This window comes from Vibrio sp. ED004, from assembly GCF_023206395.1.
Lineage (GTDB): Bacteria > Pseudomonadota > Gammaproteobacteria > Enterobacterales > Vibrionaceae > Vibrio.
Window position 1 is genome coordinate 3,806,384 of sequence record NZ_CP066149.1, and the last position, 23,124, is coordinate 3,829,507.

14 protein-coding genes are annotated in these 23,124 nt (G+C 43.1%); 1 reads left to right on the forward strand and 13 read right to left on the reverse strand.

Going from position 1 to position 23,124, the window contains the following annotated elements:
* Positions 1-61: 61 nt before the first annotated feature.
* The 13 genes from ITG10_RS17435 to ITG10_RS17495 all read right to left on the reverse strand — a co-directional run bounded on the left by ITG10_RS17435 (position 62) and on the right by ITG10_RS17495 (position 21,214).
* Entirely contained in the window at positions 62-1,768 is a 1,707-nt protein-coding gene (locus ITG10_RS17435) for a DUF3466 family protein (RefSeq protein ID WP_017630016.1), read from the reverse strand.
* A gap of 9 nt (positions 1,769-1,777) precedes the next feature.
* The gene (locus ITG10_RS17440; protein WP_017630017.1) at positions 1,778-3,694 is read right to left on the reverse strand and encodes an ABC transporter ATP-binding protein; all 1,917 of its coding nucleotides are present in this window, start codon (positions 3,692-3,694) and stop codon (positions 1,778-1,780) included.
* Positions 3,672-3,932: a glutaredoxin family protein gene (locus ITG10_RS17445; RefSeq protein ID WP_019823251.1), complete on the reverse strand. Its 261-nt coding sequence runs from the start codon at positions 3,930-3,932 to the stop codon at positions 3,672-3,674. Before ITG10_RS17445 ends, ITG10_RS17440 begins: the two co-directional genes overlap by 23 nt.
* 25 nt (positions 3,933-3,957) lie before the next feature.
* Positions 3,958-6,078, reverse strand: a complete 2,121-nt coding sequence (gene rlmKL, locus ITG10_RS17450) for a bifunctional 23S rRNA (guanine(2069)-N(7))-methyltransferase RlmK/23S rRNA (guanine(2445)-N(2))-methyltransferase RlmL (protein ID WP_017630018.1) — start codon at positions 6,076-6,078, stop codon at positions 3,958-3,960.
* A 507-nt stretch (positions 6,079-6,585) separates the two neighbouring features.
* Positions 6,586-7,134, reverse strand: a complete 549-nt coding sequence (locus ITG10_RS17455; protein WP_017059680.1) for a cell division protein ZapC — start codon at positions 7,132-7,134, stop codon at positions 6,586-6,588.
* 206 nt (positions 7,135-7,340) lie between these two features.
* The gene (gene pyrD / locus ITG10_RS17460; protein ID WP_248386583.1) at positions 7,341-8,351 is read right to left on the reverse strand and encodes a quinone-dependent dihydroorotate dehydrogenase; all 1,011 of its coding nucleotides are present in this window, start codon (positions 8,349-8,351) and stop codon (positions 7,341-7,343) included.
* Between the two features lie 312 nt (positions 8,352-8,663).
* Positions 8,664-13,505, reverse strand: coding sequence for an NAD-glutamate dehydrogenase (locus ITG10_RS17465; protein ID WP_017630019.1), 4,842 nt, complete (start codon positions 13,503-13,505; stop codon positions 8,664-8,666).
* A 228-nt stretch (positions 13,506-13,733) separates the two neighbouring features.
* Entirely contained in the window at positions 13,734-13,952 is a 219-nt protein-coding gene (locus ITG10_RS17470; protein WP_086711486.1) for a DUF2835 domain-containing protein, read from the reverse strand.
* A gap of 206 nt (positions 13,953-14,158) precedes the next feature.
* Positions 14,159-16,765, reverse strand: coding sequence for an aminopeptidase N (gene pepN, locus ITG10_RS17475; protein WP_017630021.1), 2,607 nt, complete (start codon positions 16,763-16,765; stop codon positions 14,159-14,161).
* A 218-nt stretch (positions 16,766-16,983) separates the two neighbouring features.
* Complete coding sequence (locus tag ITG10_RS17480; RefSeq protein ID WP_017630022.1) at positions 16,984-17,667, reverse strand: hypothetical protein; 684 nt, start codon at positions 17,665-17,667, stop codon at positions 16,984-16,986.
* A gap of 322 nt (positions 17,668-17,989) precedes the next feature.
* Positions 17,990-19,984, reverse strand: coding sequence for a carboxy terminal-processing peptidase (gene prc / locus ITG10_RS17485; RefSeq protein WP_017630023.1), 1,995 nt, complete (start codon positions 19,982-19,984; stop codon positions 17,990-17,992).
* 17 nt (positions 19,985-20,001) lie between these two features.
* Positions 20,002-20,625: an RNA chaperone ProQ gene (gene proQ, locus ITG10_RS17490; protein ID WP_017057223.1), complete on the reverse strand. Its 624-nt coding sequence runs from the start codon at positions 20,623-20,625 to the stop codon at positions 20,002-20,004.
* 97 nt (positions 20,626-20,722) lie between these two features.
* Complete coding sequence (locus ITG10_RS17495) at positions 20,723-21,214, reverse strand: GAF domain-containing protein (protein WP_017630025.1); 492 nt, start codon at positions 21,212-21,214, stop codon at positions 20,723-20,725.
* A gap of 89 nt (positions 21,215-21,303) precedes the next feature.
* On the opposite strand from ITG10_RS17495, the gene ITG10_RS17500 reads away from it, so the two are divergent.
* Positions 21,304-23,100, forward strand: a complete 1,797-nt coding sequence (locus ITG10_RS17500) for an ABC transporter ATP-binding protein (RefSeq protein WP_239848213.1) — start codon at positions 21,304-21,306, stop codon at positions 23,098-23,100.
* Positions 23,101-23,124: the final 24 nt, after the last annotated feature.

The following is a 23,124-nucleotide window of genomic DNA, read 5'->3' on the forward strand; positions in this document are numbered from 1 at the left end:
TTTTCTCAAGGTGAAAAAAAGCCCGAGTTCAGAATTGTGAACTCGGGCTCAAGAGATAAAATTATTTAAATTTTCTGCGGAACCCTAATAGGCCAAGTACAGTCAAAGTTAACCAACCTAGGCTACCGCCTTGGCGATCAACTTTCTCTGAGTCAGCACTACGAGTTTGGATATTAGCTTGAGTTGCACCTGCAATAGGTACAAGCTTAACCGCTACAACCTCTTCTACCGCGTTAGATGCGGCACCACCACAGTAAGAGTTATGTGCCGTTGTATCATACGCTTGAGTTGTTCCACCTACTGTACATTTGATAGCAGTAGCAGAAATAACGCCCGCATCATTGATGTCAGAAGCATCGATGATTCGGAACTTGTTGTTATCTCCAGAAACGTTACCATCATTGGTTAGATCATCTAACCACCAAGCTTTGCTCTCAAATAGAGCAATTCTTGATGCGTCAGTACCATTCGCTTGATACGGGTAAATAAAACCGCGATGTCTACGCTCACTACCATCAACCTCACGAGTGGTTTCAGCGTCAATCTGACCAACAAACTCATTGAAGTTATTCACGGCTTTTGCTTCACCACTCGAACCGCCGAAGAAGATACCACCAGACAAGTATGTAGCAGTCGGCGTTGCTGCAGATGCATCAGCCACTACAAAAATCTTGTTACCTGCACTACCACTCTCTGGCACATAACCATTACGCTTAGAGTAACCTACAGCAAACAAGTTATCGTTGATGTCAGTCGCAACGGAGTTACTGTATCTAGCATCATCATTCGACGAACCTGAATTAACTTCAGCACCGCTAATAATTTTCGTTGTCCAAGTCGCTCCTGAAATATCTAATGAGTCACTAATAAAGACACTTGCATTCATGTCTTGTAGATCACCATTACCATTCACTGTATCGAAACCTACGCCGTATAACTTGCCGGAGTTTGCAGCGAGACCACGCATACTTCCTTGAGCGAAGTAATCACCAGTTTGTGGGATATCACCTTGTATCCATGTAAATTCGTGAACTTTTCCATTCTTCCAAATGGCAGCTTTAGAACTAAATGTCGTATTTGACGTATCTGTCGCAGGTTCGTCTACCGAAATACTACCGAAGTTGTATGTCACATCAGTACCGGCGTTATCAACAGTTAGAGCACCCCAGGCACGAGATTCAGAAGATGCAGTAAGGGGAACCGTTGTCACTGCATTATAACGAATATCACTGCCGTTTGATTCAATGCCGAGTGGCGATCCTGATTCATCCAGAGCAGTAATTGCAACGTTATAAGGGCTAATAGAACTGCCATTTTCAATGAACGCTTTCGCATTCACGTAGCTTAGGTCACTTTCTTTGCTCCAAGTAGCCCATCGATTGTCTGCCCAACTTTCACAAGTAGAGTATCTCAACTCACGATAACAATAGTTTTCGAAATCGTCACGCTCTTGAATGTATTGGAACGGAGCATCCATAGCAAACGGGACTTCTTCGCGATAACCGATACCATCAACGGCATTGCGAGTTTCACCAGCAAGTTTAAATGTACCGTCCGCACAGTTAGTCGCTGCAGAGTCAAAACACCCTAATGCAAGGTCATTCGTTCCATCGGTAGCAGCACCAGGCTGAATCGCAACACCAAATATCTCAGACGCACCTGTAATCGAAGGAGTAACTTCAATTACCTTGTAAAGCGCAGCATTCGCGTTAGTTGCAGCAAACACTAATGCTGCAACTGTTGTTAATTTAAAATTAGTACAAGTCATTATTACTTCTTAACTTTCCTGTTGTAGTGCCTCGAGCTCTTCCCAGCGCTCAAAAGCAACTTCAAGCTCCTGCTCTGCTGCAGATAGCTTATCTAATACTGGTTGTGTCTGCTCTACAGGTTTTGAAAAGAAGTTGGGATCGTTGACTTCTTCCTGAAGAGTTTCAATTTGAGTTTCCAATTCTTCTAAACGCATTGGTAGCGCTTCTAATTCTCGTTGTAGCTTATACGATAACTTCTTAGGTTTAGCCTTAACTGGCGCAGTTTTGGGAGTTTCCTCAACTACTTTCTCAGGCTTTGATGGCTTTTCAACCTGTCGGTACTCTAATGCCTGCTTTCTTTGCTGCTGAGCATCGTGGTAACCACCAACAAATTCTTCGATAACGCCATTACCTTCGAAGATCCAACTTGTCATCACTGTATTATCAACAAACTGACGATCGTGGCTCACTAAAAGAAGCGTACCCTGATAGTTGGCAAGCAAATCTTCTAAAAGTTCCAAAGTTTCTATATCTAGATCGTTGGTTGGCTCATCGAGAATCAATAAGTTGTTCGACTTAAGGAAAATACGCGCTAATAACAGACGGTTTTTCTCACCACCAGATAGTGCTTTAACAGGCGTACGAGCACGTTTAGGCGAGAATAAGAAATCTTGTAGATAGCTTAGTGCATGACGCTCACGGCCGCCGACAGTCACTTCTTGCTTACCATCAGCAAGGTTATCAATCACCGACTTCTCTGGGTCTAGGATTTCACGGTATTGGTCGAAGTAAGCGACTTCAAGCTTAGTACCACAATGTAGACGACCTGAGTCTGGCTTAAGTTGATCAAGCAGCAGTTTAAGTACCGTACTCTTACCACAGCCATTCGGACCAATCAGAGCGATACGATCGCCACGCATGATATTGAAGCTAAAGTCTTTAACAATCTCTTTGCCTTCAAAACCAAAGTTAAGATTTTCTGCTTCGAATACAATCTTGCCAGAACGCTGACCATCATCGATTTGGATAACAGCTTTACCCTGCACTTCACGACGGTTCAAACGTTCTTCACGTAGCTTCTTAAGCGCACGTACACGGCCTTCGTTACGAGTACGACGAGCTTTGATGCCCTGACGAATCCAAACTTCTTCTTGAGCAAGCTTCTTATCAAATTCGGCGTTTTGCATTTCTTCAACACGAAGCGCTTCTTCTTTCTCAACAAGATAATTTTCGTAATCACCCGGGAACGAACTTAATTTACCGCGATCAAGATCGACAATACGTGTTGCCATCGATTTAATGAACGCACGGTCGTGCGAGATAAAGATGATTGATCCGCGGAAGTCTTTCAGGAAGCCCTCTAACCATTCAATGGTAGCAACATCCAAGTGGTTAGTCGGTTCGTCGAGTAGAAGCACGTCAGGGTCACATACAAGCGCACGAGCAAGTGCTGCTTTACGTTGCCAACCACCAGACAAATCCGTCAGTTTGGTTTCTGCAGTCAGCTTAAGCGCTGCCAATACGTTACTTACACGATCTTCAAAACGCCATGCATTAGCATGATCGAGTTGTTCTTGAACACGAGTAAGACGGTTTAGATTCTTTTCACTTGGGTCTGTCGCGATGAGATCCAGAAGATCATGATAGATCTTCAGCTGTTCACCGATTTCAGCAAGGCCACCAGCAACGTAGTCATAAACTGTACCTTGTTCATTACGCGGTGGATCTTGCTCAAGGCGAGACACAACCACATCTTGCGTGATTTGCATCTTGCCATCGTCCATGATGATGTTTCCAGATAGGATTTTCATCAATGTCGACTTACCAGCGCCATTGCGCCCTACTAAACACACACGTTCGTTTTCTTGCAGCGCGAAGTCCGCACGATCTAATAATGGGTGATCGCCAAACGCTAATTGCCCATTATGAATTGTAAGTAATGCCATTCTTCTTTAACCAATCATTAAGTTCTAACAAGCCAAATGGCCAGTTAAGCTCTGAGCTTTGAGAAAGGTCAGAGCTTTCAAATTTGAGCACCGGAATAGTGACCCCGTAACGGGAAAAGAGCTCATCATCAAATGCAATGTCAACAACGTTGACGTGATGGCTAATGTTTAACTGTTCCGTGAGTTGGAATGCCATCTCACATAGATGGCACCCTTCTGTACTGTAGAGAGTCAGCACTATATATCCTTATACAATCTCTTAACTACTTATGAGTAATCAACCAGCAGTTATGAATGTGCTTGTTGCGAGAGAAGTCCAATGGAAGTGTCTTAGCTGAGATGTTCTGAGCCTTAAGACCTAACTCATCTAGAGCTTCCAAGTCCATTTTGAAGTGACGCTTGTTGTTAGAGAACACAATCGTGCCTTCTTCACGAAGAAGACGCTTAAGGTTCTCCATCAGCTGAATGTGGTCGCGTTGAACATCGAAAGATTGATCCATACGCTTTGAGTTAGAGAACGTAGGTGGATCGATAAAGATCAGATCGTAAGAGCCCTGCTCTTTAGCCAACCATTGTAGACAGTCAGCTTGAACAAACTGATGTTGACGACCAACACGACCGTTAAGCTCCATGTTCTCTTTCGCCCACTCTAGGTAGGTATTTGACATATCAACAGTAGTTGTAGAACGAGCGCCACCCACTGCAGCATGTACAGACGCACTACCAGTGTAAGCAAACAAGTTTAGGAAATCTTTACCTGCGGCCATCTCACCGATACGACGACGAGTGATCTTATGATCTAGGAACAAGCCCGTATCTAAGTAGTCGTGAAGATTAACAATCAGCTTCACACCGTATTCGTTCACTTCTAGATTCGATGAGTCTTGAGCCAGTTTCTGGTATTGAGAGCGACCTTTCTGCTTCTGACGAAATTTAAGCACAACGTTGTTTGCTTCAACACCAGTCACTTGAATAGAAGCACGGATGATATCGGTTAGACGACGTTTTGCCTTCTCTTCCGGTACATCTTTCGGCGCTGCGTATTCTTGAATCACAAGGTGACCTGGGTATACATCAATCGCTACATTGTATTCTGGTAAGTCTGCATCGTAGATACGGTAACAATCTAATTGCTCTTTCTTAGCCCACTTGCCAATTTTACCGATGTTCTTTTTAAGACGGTTCGCAAAATCAGGTGCAATCAATTGTTCTTGCTCGCCTGATGGACGCTCTGACATCGGACGATCTGAAATTGAGTAGTTCTTTTGGTGACACGGTAACGCACCGTTATTCAATTTGAACTGTTTGTCTGCACGCATGCGTAAGCAGCTTAGTAGCTCGTCTGAGCTAGAGAAGATAGATGCGTTGCAACCACCAAATTCAGCTTTAAGTTGCGCACCAAATGCGGTGTAAAGTGCAATTAGGCCAGGCTCCGTGCCTAGACGCTCACCATAAGGTGGGTTAGACACAATCACACCATCAGTAAATTCTGTAGGGCGTTTAAGTTTTGCGGCATCACCTACTTCGAATTCAATCAAATCTTCTACACCAGCACGGCGAGCATTATCGCGCGCTGTTTTGATCATGCGTTCATCGTTGTCGTAACCATAGAACTTACATTCTACTTTCTTAACGCCACGACGGCCTTGAACATTCGCTTCTGCTTTAACTTCAGCCCAAAGCTCAGGCTCGAAATCTTCTAGTGATTCAAAACACCATTTCTGACGTTTAACACCTGGTGCTAGGTTTGCAGCCATCATTGCAGCTTCAATCACTAACGTACCAGAACCACACATAGGGTCTAAGAAAGGTTTCGTTGCATCCCAACCACTACGAAGAAGGATTGCAGCAGCTAGTGTTTCACGCAACGGAGCACGACCTGATTCTGGACGGTAACCACGTTGGTGAAGACCACTACCCACCATATCAACACCAAGAATCGCTTTATCACGGTGTAGACGAACGTGAATACGAACATCTGGGTTCTCTTTGCTGATAGAAGGACGTGGTACAGACTTCTTCTCGAAGCAATCAACAACAGCATCTTTTACTTTCATCGCACCGTATTGGCTGTTACGGATTTCGTTGTTCGTACCATTGAAGTCAACAACAAAACGCTTAGAGCTATGGAATTGATTTACCCAGTTAACCGCAGTGGTTGATAGGTACAAATCCATGTCGTCCACACAAGTGAATTCAGAAAGGACACGTACAAATCGAGAAGCCAAACGGCTCCACAAACAACAACGATAAATTTGCTCATTGGTCGCTTTGAATTTAACACCTGCTTGAACAGGTTTTGCGTTTGTAATCCCTAGTTGGGTTAGTTCTTCAACTAATAAATTCTCAAGGCCGTTTGAGGTAACCGCTAGATATTGATTCATAGTGTTCTTTTATTAATAAAAATGAGCTCGATTATACCTGAATTTGTAACTAGAGCATCACACTAAACGCGTCTTTTCATTGAATCTTTCGACTAACTGGCTAGCAAATGCACAGTCTTGAAGCGATCGCTTACCCACATCCCTTTAGAACATAAGACCTATCAAACCAATTCCATTTCTGACCACTTATTAACCAAAGTAGCAATGTGAATTTATATTCACCTTAAAATTGGTATATACCAATGGAGGTTTACGGGTGAAATTTAGCTACAAAAAACCAAAAACAGGGAATAAAGGCGGTAAATTTACTCTTCTGGTGATGAAAACGAGCAGAAATTAAGGTGAAAAAATAGTCGTAAGTTCACTATTTAAATGGTTAAGCAGTGATGTATTTATCAGGATGAGGTTTTTTAGGCACAAAAAAATCGGCTATTAAGCCGATTCTGAGGAGAGTTTATACGTTTGTGTGCTGCGATGCGTGGTAGAAATGATGTGCTAGATTGGAGGTTAACCTACCATCGCTATGTGTGTCTGATGAAGGATAGCGTTCGCGTCTATCATTCTATCGTGCATCACCTTGATTGAGTCTCCAAATCGCAGTCCTTTTGAAGGCGTTAACAGGAACTCTTCTAGGTCGACAAATGCACATAGGCTCGCACACTCTCCCACTTCTAATACAATGAAATACCCTAAGCTATGCTCGTTATTCATTTGTACAATATCCCCTTCTTGAGGATATTCATGACCTGCACCTTGTGAGTCGAAGAACCAACTCTTAGGCTGTACAGGCTTATGGAAGCGCTTTGCTGCCACACAATAGAGTGCCAGTTCAGCTTGGCGAGGCTCAGACAGCTCTAAGCCAGAAATTTGTTCTTTGAAGGTTTGGTATGAAGATGCGTCATCAACGGTGAATTCATTATCTCGAAACGCGCAGTCCACCAGCTTATTGCGGACCAGATTCGTTTTGAAAATCATATCCTCTCCGAGGTTTAGCATTAATGAACATTGCTGCTCATCGTAATACCAACTCCATGTATCGCTAGGTTTAAGCATCATTTCGTCTCACACTGTTGAACCATTCCATTAGGTAAAACGCAAAATTACCTTCAATTACAGTAATTTTACTGAGCAATAGGCAAAAAAAAAGAGGAAATGAATTCCTCTTTCTTATTGCTTTTCTCTACAACTCAGTGAGTTACAGTGTCTCTTTTATTAAGACGATGCCAGATTGTCGCTTTTCAGAAATAAAAGCGTCTTGCCGTTTAAAGATTTTTAACGATGTCGCCTACAAGGCCTGGACCTTTGTAAATGAAACCAGAGTAAACTTGTACAAGCTTAGCGCCTGCCATCATTTTCTCTTTTGCAGCAACATACGAATCAACACCACCTACCCCGATGATCGGCAGTTGGTCACCAAGCTCTTGATAAAGTTTACGAACAACTTCAGTACTGCGAGATTGAACTGGACGTCCGCTTAGACCACCCGCTTCGTCCCAATGCTTCATGCCTTCAACGATTGAACGATCCAATGTTGTGTTCGTTGCGATCACACCATCGATCTTATTTTTGATCAATGATTCACAAATTTGACTGATTTCATCGTCACTTAGATCCGGAGCAATCTTAAGAGCAAGAGGAACATATTTACCATGCTTCTCTTCTAGTTCAGATTGTTTCGTTTTCAGCTCAGACAATAGATCGTCTAGTGCTTCGCCGTATTGAAGAGAACGAAGTCCTGGAGTATTTGGTGAAGAGATGTTCACAGCAATGTAACCAGCGTATTGATATACCTTCTCCATACAGATCAAGTAATCTTCAGCGCCCTTTTCAATTGGTGTGTCTTTGTTCTTACCGATGTTGATGCCTAAGATGCCATCGTAGTTCGACTTCTTAACATTCTCAACAAGGTTATCTACGCCTAGGTTATTAAAGCCCATGCGGTTGATGATGCCTTCTGCTTCAACAAGACGGAACAAACGAGGTTTGTCGTTACCCGCTTGCGGACGAGGAGTAACAGTCCCTACTTCTACGAAACCAAAGCCCATTGCGCCAAATGCATCAATACATTCGCCGTTTTTATCTAGGCCGGCAGCAAGGCCAACTGGGTTTTTAAAAGTAAGACCCATGCACTCTACAGGTCGGTGAGGTAATTGTTGGCGATACAAAAGATCAATAGGTGTACCTGTGAAGCGTTTGAAATTTTGAATTGCAAGATCATGTGCCTTTTCGGCATCAAGTTGGAAAAAGCCAGTTCTGGCTAGACGGTAAAGCATTGTGCCTCCGATAGAAAAAAGCCCCGTGTAAACGGGGCGATATTATTTACTTATTTACCCAACTATTCAATCTATTACTGACTGTAAGGGTAAGATAATCGAGTTTGCTAACGAATGAGGTTCATTATTAAGCAAACGTTACCGTTTCAAGCTCTGATTATCTATTGGGAATGTTCCTTATACCTCTTCTGCCACCAGCTCACTAATACAGTGAGACTTCTACGAATAGTTAATTTATCGAAAACTGTTTAGCCAAACGAAAAAGGCAGACCTAATGGCCTACCCTAATAGTTTTTCGTTTCTATCTAGTCATTAGTCTTTCGACATACAGTTTAGATTCAGTAGCATCAATTCACGTAACGCCACTGAGAACTTAGCAAACTCATGAACGGAACCCACTTTGAATTCGTTCAAGATGCTTTCCCAACGATGTAGAGAAACTGAGTTGCTTTCCATCCAGTCGTCCAATGCTTTAATAACATCTAAGTCTGAACCACAACCACAGTTAAGAACTTGGCCTGTTAGCTGACGTTGCTGCCAATCTAGGTCTTCTCTGAATGCCGCACGTGCCAACGCTTGCCAGTTGTTGTCTACCGCTTGGCCATTGATTTGCTTCAAGAACCAGTGCAGAGACAAACGGTCGCCAAGGTTGAAGTAAAGCTTAGACGCTTGCTGTACTGTTTTACCCGTTTCACGAGCCACTGTGGATATATCCAGTGCTGAGTACAAGCTAGACAAACGAGCCACTGAATTCGCCAGTTCTGCCGTTACACCCTGATCAATCCATACCTGAGCCATTGCTTGGTGCTCTTCTACTTCTGAAGCCACTAGGTTTTCATCCAGTTTCTCAGTAATAGCAACCACATCACCTTGGTACAGTTCAATCAATGCGTTCACTGATTGTTTACCGGTACGGTTTCTTAGCAACCAACGCGCTAGACGACGCAGCGTGCGGCGCACGTGGTAAAGCAACTCGTATTGAGCTTCAGAACTTGAGATATTATCCAGCTCACGAATGCTCTTAAGCACTTTGCCCAAGCCGTAGATCTCTCGAGATGCCGCGTAAGCATTCGCAATATCAACAATGTTTGCGCCCGTTTCTTCTTGCAAACGAGTCACGAAGTTACAACCCATTTCGTTAACCATTTGGTTTGCAAGTGCTGTCGCAATGATCTCAGCACGCAGTGGATGGTTATCCATGTGTTGAGAATAGTTACGGCGTAACTCGGTTGGGAAGTATTGCATCAACTGTTGAGCATGGAACTCATCATTCGCAATATCATCACTCACAAGATCTTCTTTCAGCACCATTTTACCGTAAGCGATCAATACCGACAGCTCAGGTCTTGTTAGTGCTTGGCCTTGCTTCTCACGCTCTAGAAGCGTTTCGTCATCTGGGATGTATTCCAAACCACGATCCAAGTACCCTGCTTTCTCCATTGTGTGAATGAAGCGGATTTGCTCTTTCACTAAGCCAACACCTTGATGCTCAGTAACAGAAATCGATTCAGCTTGGCAATATGCGTCGTCTAGTACGATTTCGCCCACTTCATCTTCCATTGATTCAAGCACTTGGTTGCGTTGCTTAACGGTTAGATCCCCATTAGATACCAAGCCATTCAAGAAGATCTTAATGTTTACTTCGTTATCCGAACAGTCAACACCACCAACGTTATCAACGAAGTCGGTATTAACTCGGCCACCCGTAAGAGCGTATTCGATACGACCCAGTTGAGTCATACCCAAGTTACCGCCTTCGCCAACAACCTTAGCTTTTAGGTCACGGCCATCGATACGTAGAACGTCGTTGGCACGGTCACCAACATCAGTATGAGTCTCGCTTGAAGACTTAACATAAGTACCGATACCGCCGTTCCAAAGTAGATCAACCTGCATAGACAAGATCGCTTTGATCAAGTCATTCGGCGCCATTGATGCTTTCTTGGTACCCAGCATTTTCTGAATTTCAGGCGTTAGAGAAATAGACTTCGCTCGACGAGAGAAGATGCCACCACCTTGAGAAATCAGATCTTTATTGTAATCTTCCCAGCTTGAGCGAGGCAGATTAAACAGACGATCACGCTCTACCCAGCTTGATGCTGAATCTGGATTCGGGTCAATGAAGATGTGCATGTGGTTAAACGCCGCTTGCATACGAATATGCTTAGATAGCAGCATACCGTTACCAAATACGTCACCCGCCATATCACCGACACCAATCGCAGTGAAATCTGTCGTTTGGCAGTTGATGCCCATTTCACGGAAATGACGCTTAACTGATTCCCAGCCACCTTTCGCGGTGATACCCATCGCTTTGTGGTCGTAACCGTTAGAGCCACCCGATGCAAATGCATCACCTAACCAGAAGTTGTATTCATCAGATACTGAGTTCGCTAGATCTGAGAATGTCGCTGTACCTTTATCGGCTGCAACAACCAAGTACGGATCATCTTCATCGTGACGAACAACGCTCTTAGGTGGGATAACCTCACCTTCGATGATGTTGTCTGATACATCTAATAGTGCACGAATGAAGCGCTTGTAACAGCGTTGACCTTCAGCAAAAATCTCGTCACGGCCAGACATCATGTGTTGACGCTTACAAACGAAACCACCTTTAGCACCAACAGGAACAATCACAGTGTTCTTCACTTGTTGTGCTTTAACTAAGCCTAGAATCTCAGTACGGAAATCCTCTTGACGGTCTGACCAACGTAAACCACCACGAGCTACTTTACCGCCACGTAGGTGCACACCCTCAATATCAGGTGCGTAAACGAAGATCTCAAACGCAGGAACCGGCGCTGGAATATCTGGAATCTCGCTTGGTCTCATTTTCAGAGCCAGCCAAGGTTTAGACTGCTTGTTCTCATCTACTTGGTAGTAGTTAGTACGAAGCGTTGCAGTGATCATTTCCATGTAGCGACGAATGATACGATCATCATCCAAGCTTTCTACATGATCCAACTGTTCTGTGATCTTCTTAATAAGATCTTGTTGGCCTTTCGCGCTGCCCTTCAGTTTCGGGTCAAAACGCTTGCCGAATAAGCTCACTAACCCTTTTGCTAAATCTGGGTAATGAGACAATGTGTCTTCAATGTATTGTTGGCTGAATGGGAAACCCACTTGACGCATGTAACGAGCATAAGCACGTAAGATTGAGATTTCACGGCCAGAAAGACCCGCGCCCAATACCAAACGGTTGAAACCATCGCTGTCTAACTCACCCGCCCAAATTGCCGCGAAGGCTTGTTGGAAAAGATCGCGAGCTTCACGAAGATCAATTGTCTTGTCACTCTTGTGTAGCATAGAGAAATCAAGGATCCAATATGTCACACCGTTGGTTTTGCGCACTTCATATGGAGACTCACCGATAACGCGCAGGCCAAAGTTTTCAAGCATTGGCATTACATCAGAAAGGTGAATTGGCTCATCACTGTGATAGAACAACTTCAAACGAACTGCTTTAGAATCTGCCGCTTCTTCTTGCGGACGGTAGAAAAGCATACCCAGTTTGTTGTCTTCGCTTAGTGCTTCCAAGCGCTCGATGTCCGCTACCGCAGAACCTGGCATCATGTCTTCTTTGTACGAACGTGGGAATGCACGCATGTACTCTTTCGACAATGGAAGCCCTTTGCTCTCACCGAAGTTTGCAATGATTGATTCAGACAGGCGGTCATCCCAAGTAGACGATACTTCCATTAAATTTTGCTCAATTGTTTTCACGTCCACATCCATGTTGTTGTTATCAACACGAACAATATAGTGCGTTCTCGCCAGTGGGCTTTCAGAGAAGTACGTTGTAAATTCAACCTCTTCTTCACAACCAAAGTACTGCTTCAAGATGCGTTGTGTTTGACGGCGAAGTTCAGTGTTGTAACGATCTTTTGTTACGTAAACCATACAGCTGAAGAAACGGCCAAACGGGTCTTTGCGAACGAACAAACGCAGAAGATCACGATCTTGCATTTGAACTACGCCGGTACCCACTTCAAGTAACTCTTCTTCTCGAGCTTGAAGCAGTTCATCACGTGGGTAGTTTTCAAGAATATTATGAAGTGCTTTGTAAGAGTATGAACCCTCACGGTAACCACTCGCGTCTAAGATACGCTCTACTTTCTCGCGAACTAGAGGAATCGTTTCAACGGTTTGGTTATAAACAGCAGAAGTGTAAAGACCAGTGAAGCGATGCTCACCAATTACCTTACCGTTCTTATCGAATTTCTTAATACCGATGTAGTCATTGTAAGCTGGGCGGTGAATGCGTGAAGCCGTGTTGCCCTTCGTGACGATAAGTACATACGGTTTCTTCGCTTCTAAACGTGCCGAGTCAGAAAACTCAGACAGCTTAACGTTGCGTACACGATCTGAATTCGCGAACAAACCAAGGCCTTGCTCCTTAGTCGGTTGCAGTTCAGTGTCACCATTTACAGACACAAGGTCGTATTCCTTGTAACCCATAAACGTAAAGTTGTGCTCGCCTAACCAACGAAGGAAAGCCAGCGTTTCATCGAAGCGTTGAGCATCTACCGGAATTGTCTCTTTTTGCTTTTCAACTTGGTTGGTGACTTCTTTCAGTCTTTCAACCATTTTTAGCCAGTCGTTAACAACAAGGCCAGTATCAGTAAAGATATCCAGCAATTCTGTTTTAAGTGCTGTCATCTCGGCTTTGCTGCTAAGACGGTCAACCTCAATATGGAAAAGCGACTGGAACACACCTTCATCATTACTCACACCGACAACACTTCCTGAGTCAGAACGAGAAATTTGAGTTGGGTTGTGAAGCATAAGGTGAGAAGAGAGGTCGAGGCGAGTTAATGCCATTTTTACAGAATCAACGAGGAATGGGCTATCTGGTACCACTATCTCAACGATAGTGTGAGTAGACTGCCAGCCTTGGCGACTTACTGTCGGGTTAAAAACACGAACAGAAATTTCGTCGGCTTTCTTTTCATTGATGTGATGCCATAAGCTAACTACAGCACCGTATAAATCGGATTCGTTTCTCTGAGTTAGGTCGTCGTGAGAAACGTTACTAAACAAGTGTTGAGCAAGTTGAGTTACGAGAGGTCGATGAGCAAGGTCAAGTTTGTCTTGAATCAGCTTGTAAACTTTTTCAAGTAAAACTGGAACCACAGTTTCACGTGCGGTCATAGTCACACTCCACAATTAGAATTATATTTTATTATTAGGGGGATCACTTAATCTGGTGTTTGAATCGTGCCGTTGAGCGCTTTTCTACTAACGAGTTAAGCAAAGGTAATGCATTCATTTATTGTAAAAGCATTATTGAGAAATAGTTAATTGTTTTGGAGGTGGTAAGAGGTGAAATGTTTGATTATGTGATTAAGATTCCTTTTAACTCACTAGGCACGCCAAGGTTTACAGAGCTTCCAACTTAATAAACTTATTTTTTTGGTCAGTTGTCAGTCTAAACTGCCCTCTAACCCCTATTTGTGTAAGAAATGGTCTGAACCGAGTTGCAGGTAACTGTAAACGTAATCCGGTCGTTGTTATCACTTGAACTTTACTTGCCGCACCAGAATAACTGGCCAAAAACTGCTGATATGAGATGTTAAGTTGGAAAATATAGTGATTCATACGATACCTGTATAGATATACAGTGCCAGTATTTTGGGGCACTTAACGATGTCTGACGGTGAAACTGAGCTTGAAACTGCTCTAGCTTATCGAAAATTCGATGAACCAGAAACAAAAAATCAGTGGCAGATATTCTCTACCACTGGTGACTTTCCTTAATAAGTAAACAGCTTATAAGTAAACCGTTAACCTTGAGAAGGCATAACTTAAGCTTCTAGTGCTTTCGTTACTTTCTCAAATAGGTCTTTTGCTAAGTTATCCATTTTCTTCAATGTTTCAAGTTCCTGCTTGATAAGAGCTTGGCGCTCATCATCGTACTTACGGAATTTAAGAAGTGGATCAATCAGACGTGAAGCAACTTGCGGATTACTGCTGTTTAACTCACGTAAAATCTCACCTGCAAACGCATACCCTTGACCAGACTTGTCATGGAACTGTACCGGGTTCATGTTTAAGAATGAACCAACCAAATTACGAGTTCGGTTCGGGTTCTTTAAGCTAAACGCTTGATGTGACATAGATTCTTTGATCACTTCAAGCGCATTTGAACTTGGGTTGGTACCTTGCAGAGCAAACCACTTGTCCATAACAAGACCATCGTGTTTCCACTTGTCGCTGTAATCTGCCATCAAAGTTTCACGACATGCCAGTTGTGCGCTGTTTGCCGCACCCATCGCTGCCATTGTATCTGTCATGTTGTTTGCCTGCTGGTACATTGTAACAACCAAATCGTTACCCTGCTCTGTATGTGCTAAGTAACTTAGGCAAACTTTACGCAAAGTGCGCTTACCAATCGAATCGTGATCGATTGTGTATTCTGCTAGTGTATTGCTGTGGTAAACCGCGGCCAGTTCGTCTTCAAGTTCTGTTGCCAGTGTTACCTTCATTGAGTTCAGCACAGATGCAACAGCATCAATATCAACACGATCGTACCAACCTGATACTTCGTTATGACTTGGCAATGAAAGCATCTCTGCGATAAAGGCAGGTTCTAGCGAGTCACTCAATAGTACGCCACGGAATGCATCAACCACAGAATCAGAAAGTGCAAACGCTTCGCCTTGTTGAACTTTTTCAACATTGCTGCGGATGTACTTAGCCAATAGCATTTGACCTGCATCCCAACGAGAGAACTCATTGCGAGCATTCACCATCAAGAAGATAAGTTCTTCATCTGAGTAGTCGTACTCCAATTTCACTGGCGCAGAGAATTCACGAAGTAGTGATGGGATTGGTTGTTCAGAAACGTTTTCAAACACGAAAGTCTGTTCTGCTTCTTTCACATCTAATACGTTATGAACTGGTTTTCCGTTACATTGTAACTCAACCACATCACCTGATGCTGTGTACAGTTCGACATCTAGAGGGATATGCAAAGCCTGCTTCTCAGTTTGCTCATGCGTTGGCGCCGTTACTTGGCGAGTTGTTAACGTGTATTGTTTCTTATCTGTATCGTAGTGACTTTCAACAGACAGCGTTGGCGTACCAGACTGGCTGTACCATAAACGGAACTGAGACAGATCAACACCCGATGCGTCTTCCATTGCTGCGACGAAATCTTCACATGTTGCTGCCGTGCCATCGTGACGTTCGAAGTAAAGCTTCATGCCTTTTTGGAAACCATCTTCACCCAACAATGTGTGGATCATACGGATCACTTCACTGCCCTTTTCGTACACTGTCAAAGTGTAGAAGTTATTCATTTCTATTACTTTTTCTGGACGAATTGGGTGAGACATTGGGCTTGCATCTTCAGCGAATTGTGGACCGCGAATAATACGTACATTGTTGATACGGTTTACTGCGCGAGAACCAAGATCAGACGAGAACTCTTGGTCACGGAATACCGTTAAACCTTCTTTCAAACTTAACTGGAACCAATCGCGACAAGTGACTCGGTTACCCGTCCAGTTGTGGAAGTATTCATGACCGATTACTGCTTCAATACCGAGGTAATCAGTATCCGTTGCAGTTTGGTCGTTTGCTAGAACGAACTTCGAGTTAAATACGTTCAAGCCTTTGTTTTCCATCGCACCCATGTTGAAGAAATCAACGGCTACGATCATGTAGATATCTAAGTCGTATTCAAGATTGAAACGCTCTTCGTCCCACTTCATTGAGTTAATCAAAGAAACCATCGCGTGGTTTGCACGGTCTAGATTACCTTTATCAACAAAGATTTCTAGGTCAACTTTGCGACCCGATTGTGTGGTGTATGCGTCACGAAGTACATCGAAATCACCCGCAACTAAAGCAAACAAGTACGCTGGTTTTGGATGTGGGTCTTGCCACTTCACCCAGTGACGACCGTTTTCAGCTTCGCCTTCGTCTACACGGTTACCATTACTTAATAGGAATGGGTTCTCTGCTTTATCTGCGATTACCGTTGTAGTGAATTTCGCCAATACATCTGGGCGATCCATGTAGTAAGTAATACGACGGAAACCTTCAGCTTCACACTGAGTACAGAAAGCGCCACCCGACTTGTACAAGCCTTCTAGTGCGCTGTTCCCTTCAGGGTTAACTTCAGTAACGATAGTTAGCGTAAATTCTTTTGGAAGATCATTCAGCGTAAGTTGAGTTTCAGACTGCTCGTATTGAGTCCATTCGTTGCCCTTAACCAAAACAGAAACCAACTTCAAGCCTTCACCATCAAGTACTAATGTCGCGCTGTCTTTCTCCTGCTTAACACTAGAAACAGCCGTAACAATGGATGCTGAGTCGTACAAATCGAAAGTAAGATCGATTTCAGAAATCGTGTGAGATGGTGATTGATAATCTTTACGATACTTGGCTTGAGGTGTATGTGCCATGACGGGTTCCTTTTGATCGTTATACGTAATTATTTTTTAACTGTATATATCTAAAGGTTGAGCGCCAATAAAACAAGGGGAATATTAAAAAAAGGAGGCATTGTAAGAAAATGCCTCCATGTTTTGCTATTTTATCAATCAAATCAGACAGGAACGCCTAAGAAATGAACTGTGCACAATATTATCAACGAGTACGACTTTACTGCTAAAATTCTCGATTATCGGATGCGATTGAGCACAGCAAACATATCTCCCTCTTCACCTTGCAGCGTTAACACATCGCTGTTCAGTGTATATCGAGTACCGTGTTCACCGTTTTCATAAAGTAACACTAGTTGGTCGCCTTCGGTGTAATACACCCCGCGACGAATGACTTCACCACCTTCTTCATCGGAAACTCGGAACATGAATATGAAGTCTGGTTGAAGGACCAAATCCATTTTTTGAATGTTACTTGCACGTAAATCGCTTCCAGACAGTTCGGCACTTGACCAGATTCCCGCCAATGCATTTGGCAAGGCCTTGGTGAACATAACACCGTTAAGATTCAACATGTTGTGATTACTGCTGTACGCGTAAACCTGAGGTTCTGAGGTATTCAAACCCAAAATAATCGTGTCTTCATTGGCGTTATACAAACCTTCCCAATGATCGACACTGTAGTCTTTCTTTTGGATATCGATAGTGAATGAGTAGTTTGAATCAAGAGTAAGCTTGATCGCTCTAAAGTTTTCAGTGCCTTGCTCAGGATCAGGGTTCATCAAATACCAATCGCCAAGCAGCAAAGGAAGGTCAAAATGGGATAGATTACTATCACTTTTTGATTGTTGGCTACTCGAAGCGACCTCGCTCCCAAAAGCCACAAAACTTAAACAAGATAAAAATAGTAGAATCCATTTCATAAGCGTCCCCTCGTTTTCTTTAAGCTTAGGCACGTAATGAATAGAAAGCGAAAAAATATGATCCAAGTCACTAAATTTTAAGTGCGAAGTAACTTAAATGTCATTATTACTCGAAAAATAATACTTAAGTTTAGTTATTTTTACGGTGCACTTCACAGTCGAAAATCAAATAACAGTGGTTATGGAACAAGTTAAAAAGCGAGGAAGCATGCCGTTAACGTGACATTATTCTAAGCGAGAACGCAGGTACAAAAAAAGCGAGCCTAAGCTCGCTTTTCAAATAGTACGTCTTTAAACAATCACCTTATGACAAGTGTTTTGTTTATTTCTTGATCATATCCAGCATGATAGCAACTGATTCATCAAGATAAGCATCCGGGGCTTCGTAGTCTTTTGGAATATCATCCAACGTTTTAAATGCCTCTAACTTAGCGGCTTTTTGACGTTGGTTAATACGCTCTAGACGAAGCGCATCCGCATCATCACTCTCTTGTTGACGAACCTTTTCATTAAGAGAAAGGTCGTTGTCGTCTTTATCTGCCTTATATTTTTCAATATCTTGCGCGATAAAGCCAAACTCCATGTCTGTTGCGATACGAGCTTGGTGTTTAGCCGTCAACGCTGCGATCTGCTCATCGTTACGCTGTAACACTGAGTACTTCGCTTTGTCGATGCTGTCCCAAGGAAGAGCGTTGTCTTCAACACTTTCACCAGTATCTGCAGGATCAATTGGCGTTGGGTAAGCAATATCAGGCACTACGCCCTTGTTTTGCGTACTACCACCATTGATTCGGTAGAATTTCTGGATTGTGTATTGAACGTAGCCTAACTCTTTATCGAACAAATCATAAATATGATTCAAAGAGCGATGCTGTTGCACCGTACCTTTACCGAAAGAGTTTTCACCCAAGATGATTGCACGACCGTAATCTTGCATCGCTGCTGCAAAGATTTCAGATGCTGAAGCACTGTAGCGATTCACCAATACCGTTAACGGACCTTGGTAACTGATTTGACCATCAGTATCGCTGTTCACTTTGACACGACCGTAGCTATCACGAACCTGAACAACAGGTCCCTCTTTGATAAACAAACCAGAGAGTTCGGTTGCTTCAGTCAGTGCACCACCACCATTGTTTCGAAGGTCAACAATAATACCTTCAACACCTTGCTCTTTAAGCTCGGTGATCAGTTTATCGGTATCTTTAGAAAGGCCAACGTAGAAGCTTGGTACTTCTAGTACACCAATCTTCTTGCCGTCTTTTTCAATCACTTCTGATTTAACAGCTCGGTCTTCTAAACGAATCTTATCGCGAACAATTGTGACAACGTGACTTTTTGCATCTTTACCATCTGGCAAGATCTGTAGCTTAACTTTGGTCCCTTTCGGGCCTTTGATAAGTTGTACTACATCGTCTAAACGCCAGCCGATAACATCAACAATCTCTTCGCCATCTTGACCAACACCAACAATGCGGTCGCCATCACTCAATTGCTTGCTGTTTGACGCAGGGCCACCAGCAACTAAAGAACGAATAACGGTGTAGTCGTCAGTCATTTGAAGTACAGCGCCAATACCTTCTAGAGATAAATTCATCTCAGATTGGAATTGTTCTGCATTTCTTGGAGAAAGGTAACTGGTGTGCGGATCAACTTCACGCGCGAATGCGTTCATGTAGATCTGGAAAGCATCTTCGTTATGCGATTGAGTAATACGCTTCATCGCATTGTTGTAACGCTTTTCCAAAACTTCTTGAATCTCTGGCCACTCTTTACCAGTAAGTTTTAGATTCAACGCATCGTATTTAACGCGTTTTCTCCAAAGCTCATTCACTTCAGCGATATCTTTTGGCCACTCAGCTTCACTGCGATTGAGCTCAATACTTTCATCGGTATCAAACTTAATCTCAGTATCTAGCAAAGACAATGCATATTGAAAACGTTCGAAACGCTTCTGCATAGACAGATTATAAACATCGAATGCAATCTGGTTATTGCCCGATTTCAGCTGATCATCAATTTGTTTAGATGACGCAGAGAAAGAGTCAATATCAGCTTGAGTGAAGATATTACGATTATAATCCAGCATCTCTAAGTAACGACTAAAGATAGCTTGAGAGAAATCATCGTTGAGATTGAAGTGTTTATAGTGAGAACGAGTAAATCGAGAAGTAACACGTTTACTAGCAGTTTCGTGTTGGACCTCAGGAGCGAGTAGAGGTAAATCGTCCTGATCTAATTTGGCTTCGAGAGCCTGAGCTGAAGCTGCTAGCCAAAAGCTAGCAGCAATCAGTGTCAATTTTGAACGGCATTTCATGCGTAGGAGTATCTCCTTTAAGCGCGCAAGTGCTCCGCTTTAACAACCATTTGTAGGCCGTTTGCTAACTGAACACGCACATCTTCCTTATTGATTTCAACAATGGTCGCAGCCATGTTTCCTTTACCCATGTTCACATTTACTTCTTTGCCAGCGATGAATTCGTCAGCGTTCAAAGCGCGTGTTTCTACAGGCTTTTCTACTTTTGGTGCTTTAGGCGCTTGACGACGAGGCTGTTGAGCTTTCTTCGCCTTAGGTTTCGCTTTGCCTTCTTCACGAGCTTTTTGTGCTTGTTCTTTACGACGAGCCTGAACTTTCGCTTTGCTTTCAGCAAGTGTAGCTTTAGCGTGTTCAACGTGCTCTTCTTCTAGTGTGCCACACGCGTTGCCGTCTAGGTCAACACGTTCTGCGCCAGCTTTTACGCCGTGCAGGTAACGCCATGATGATGTGTACTGTCTTAACGCTGCACGAAGCTGAGTCTTACTTACTTTTTCGTCTTCATTTAGACGTTCAGCAAGATCTTGAAAAATACCAATTTTAAGTGGCTTCGCTTCACCTTCTAGAGTAAAGCATTTAGGGAAACATTCAGCAATATATGCGATAACTTCTTTGCTGTTTTTTAACTTTTCAGTGTTTTCCATGTGGGTTCCTGGTTTTTGCGGTTTTCCGCGAGCATTAAGAAAATATTTTTACGTATTATAGAGAGATGCTTGGGAAAAACCACAGTAAGAGAATAATTTATGCCTTGTTCGCGTGCGAATTAAGCAGCTTTTCCACTTCTGCCATGAAAAATGTCAATCCGTCCTCGTCAATTTGAGAAAAACGGCCAACATTTGGGCTATCGATATCAAGAACACCCGCTATTTTTCCACCAATAGAGAACGGAATGACGATTTCTGAGTTACTTGCAGCGTCACAAGCGATGTGACCTTCGAACTCATGAACATCATGAATGCGCTGAACTGTATTCGTCGCAACCGCAGTTCCACACACTCCACGCCCTACCGGAATTCGCACACAAGCAGGTTGACCTTGGAAAGGACCCAGTACAAGTTCGTCTTTCTCCTTAGCTTGATCCTGCTTCATTAAATAGAAACCCGCCCAATTCAAATCATCCAATTCCATGAATAATAAAGAACTGATATTAGCAAGATTAGCAGTTAGATCGGTTTCTGATTCAATTAATGCAACGGCTTGTTTGGTTAAGCGTTGGTAATGTTCTATTTTCATATTAACTTCCAATTAAATTGAGACTTCCATTATCAAGAGAACGCAGTAGAATGCGGCCATCAAACTAAATAGGACTTATTCTCATTACAATGAACAATTCAGAAGACACTATTAGCCGTTCTTGGTTAATAACTCAAGTAAAAAAACACAAGTCCAAATTACTGTTTGCTAACATTATTGCCATACTTGCAACTCTCATCAGTGTCCCTATCCCGTTGCTCATGCCATTAATGGTTGATGAAGTATTACTTGATAAGCCGGCTTCTGGCTTAGATATGATGAACCACCTACTTCCAACATCGTTGCAGACACCCACTGGCTATATTGCACTGACTTTGTTGTTAGTCATTATCATGCGTACCGTTAGCCAAGCGTTGAACATTCTACAAGGGCGACAATTTACACTTGTCTCCAAAACAATTACCTATCAAATGCGTAGCAAGATGATAGATAAGCTTGGTCGCATCAGTATTAGACAATACGAGACCAAGGGCAGCGGCGGCATTAATGCTCACCTAATTACAGACATAGAGACAATCGATAAGTTCATTGGCTCAACGCTTTCTAAGTTTCTCATCAGCTTTTTAACAGTGTTCGGCACTGCGATCGTGTTGTTATGGTTAGAGTGGCGTTTAGGATTGTTCATTCTACTGGTCAATCCTGTTGTTATTTATTTCTCTCGTAAACTAGGCAGCAAGGTTAAACACCTTAAAAAGTACGAGAACCAATCTTTCGAACGCTTTCAGAATCGCTTGGTGGAAACCTTAGATGGCATTTATCAGCTACGTGCTGCCAATAAAGAACGAATCTTCCTAGATGAATTGAAGGTTCAAGCGAACCAAGTAAGAATCGATGCCGATAAATACGCATGGCAATCGGAAGCTGCCGGGCGCGTGTCGTTTCTGCTCTTTCTGTTGGGCTTTGAACTTTTCCGCGCTGTCGCGATGTTAATGGTGCTATTCAGTGACTTAACCATCGGTCAAATCTTCGCGGTGTTCGGTTACTTGTGGTTTATGTTGGGCCCGGTTCAAGAGCTGCTAGGGATTCAATTCTCTTGGTATAGCGCGAAAGCGGCACTACAACGAATCAATGATCTTCTGAAGTTAGAAGAAGAGCATCGTCCAGTAAGTAAAGTGAACCCTTTCAATGAAAACCAAGAAGTGACAGTAGACATAGAAAACGTTACATTCTCTTACACATTAGAAAACACTGTTTTAAATAGCCTATCACTGCACATCCCTGCTGGGAAAAAGGTCGCTCTGGTGGGTGCGAGTGGTGGCGGTAAGTCTACATTAATCCAATTGCTGATTGGGGTTTATCAAGCCGACTCAGGTTGTATACGCTATAACGGAGAAAAGACTGACGACATCAGTTTTGATATTATTCGCAATGAAATTGCCGTTGTTTTACAACAACCTATACTCTTTAACGACACATTGAGGCATAATCTGACCCTTGGCGCTGAATACGATGAAATGTCGCTATGGCGTGCGCTTGAAGTCTCTCAAATGCAAGATGTTATCAAGCAACTGAGTAATGGCTTGGATACACAAATTGGTAGGAACGGGGTTCGACTGTCTGGCGGTCAACGACAACGCTTAGCAATAGCCCGTATGGTGCTGAGCAATCCTAAGTTTGTTATTCTTGACGAAGCGACCTCCGCACTGGATACAGCCACAGAGTCGGCACTGCATAAAGCTCTAAGCGAGTTTTTGAAAGATCGCACAACTTTGATAGTGGCTCATCGATTATCAGCGGTGAAACAAGCCGATCTAATCTATGTTTTAGAAGATGGGCAAGTCACACAGACGGGAACACATGGTGAATTGGTTGAACAACAAGGACTTTATCAAACACTCTACGGCAGTGTGCAATCGCACGCCTGATGTTTGTGGTTCTGAGTCTTTAAG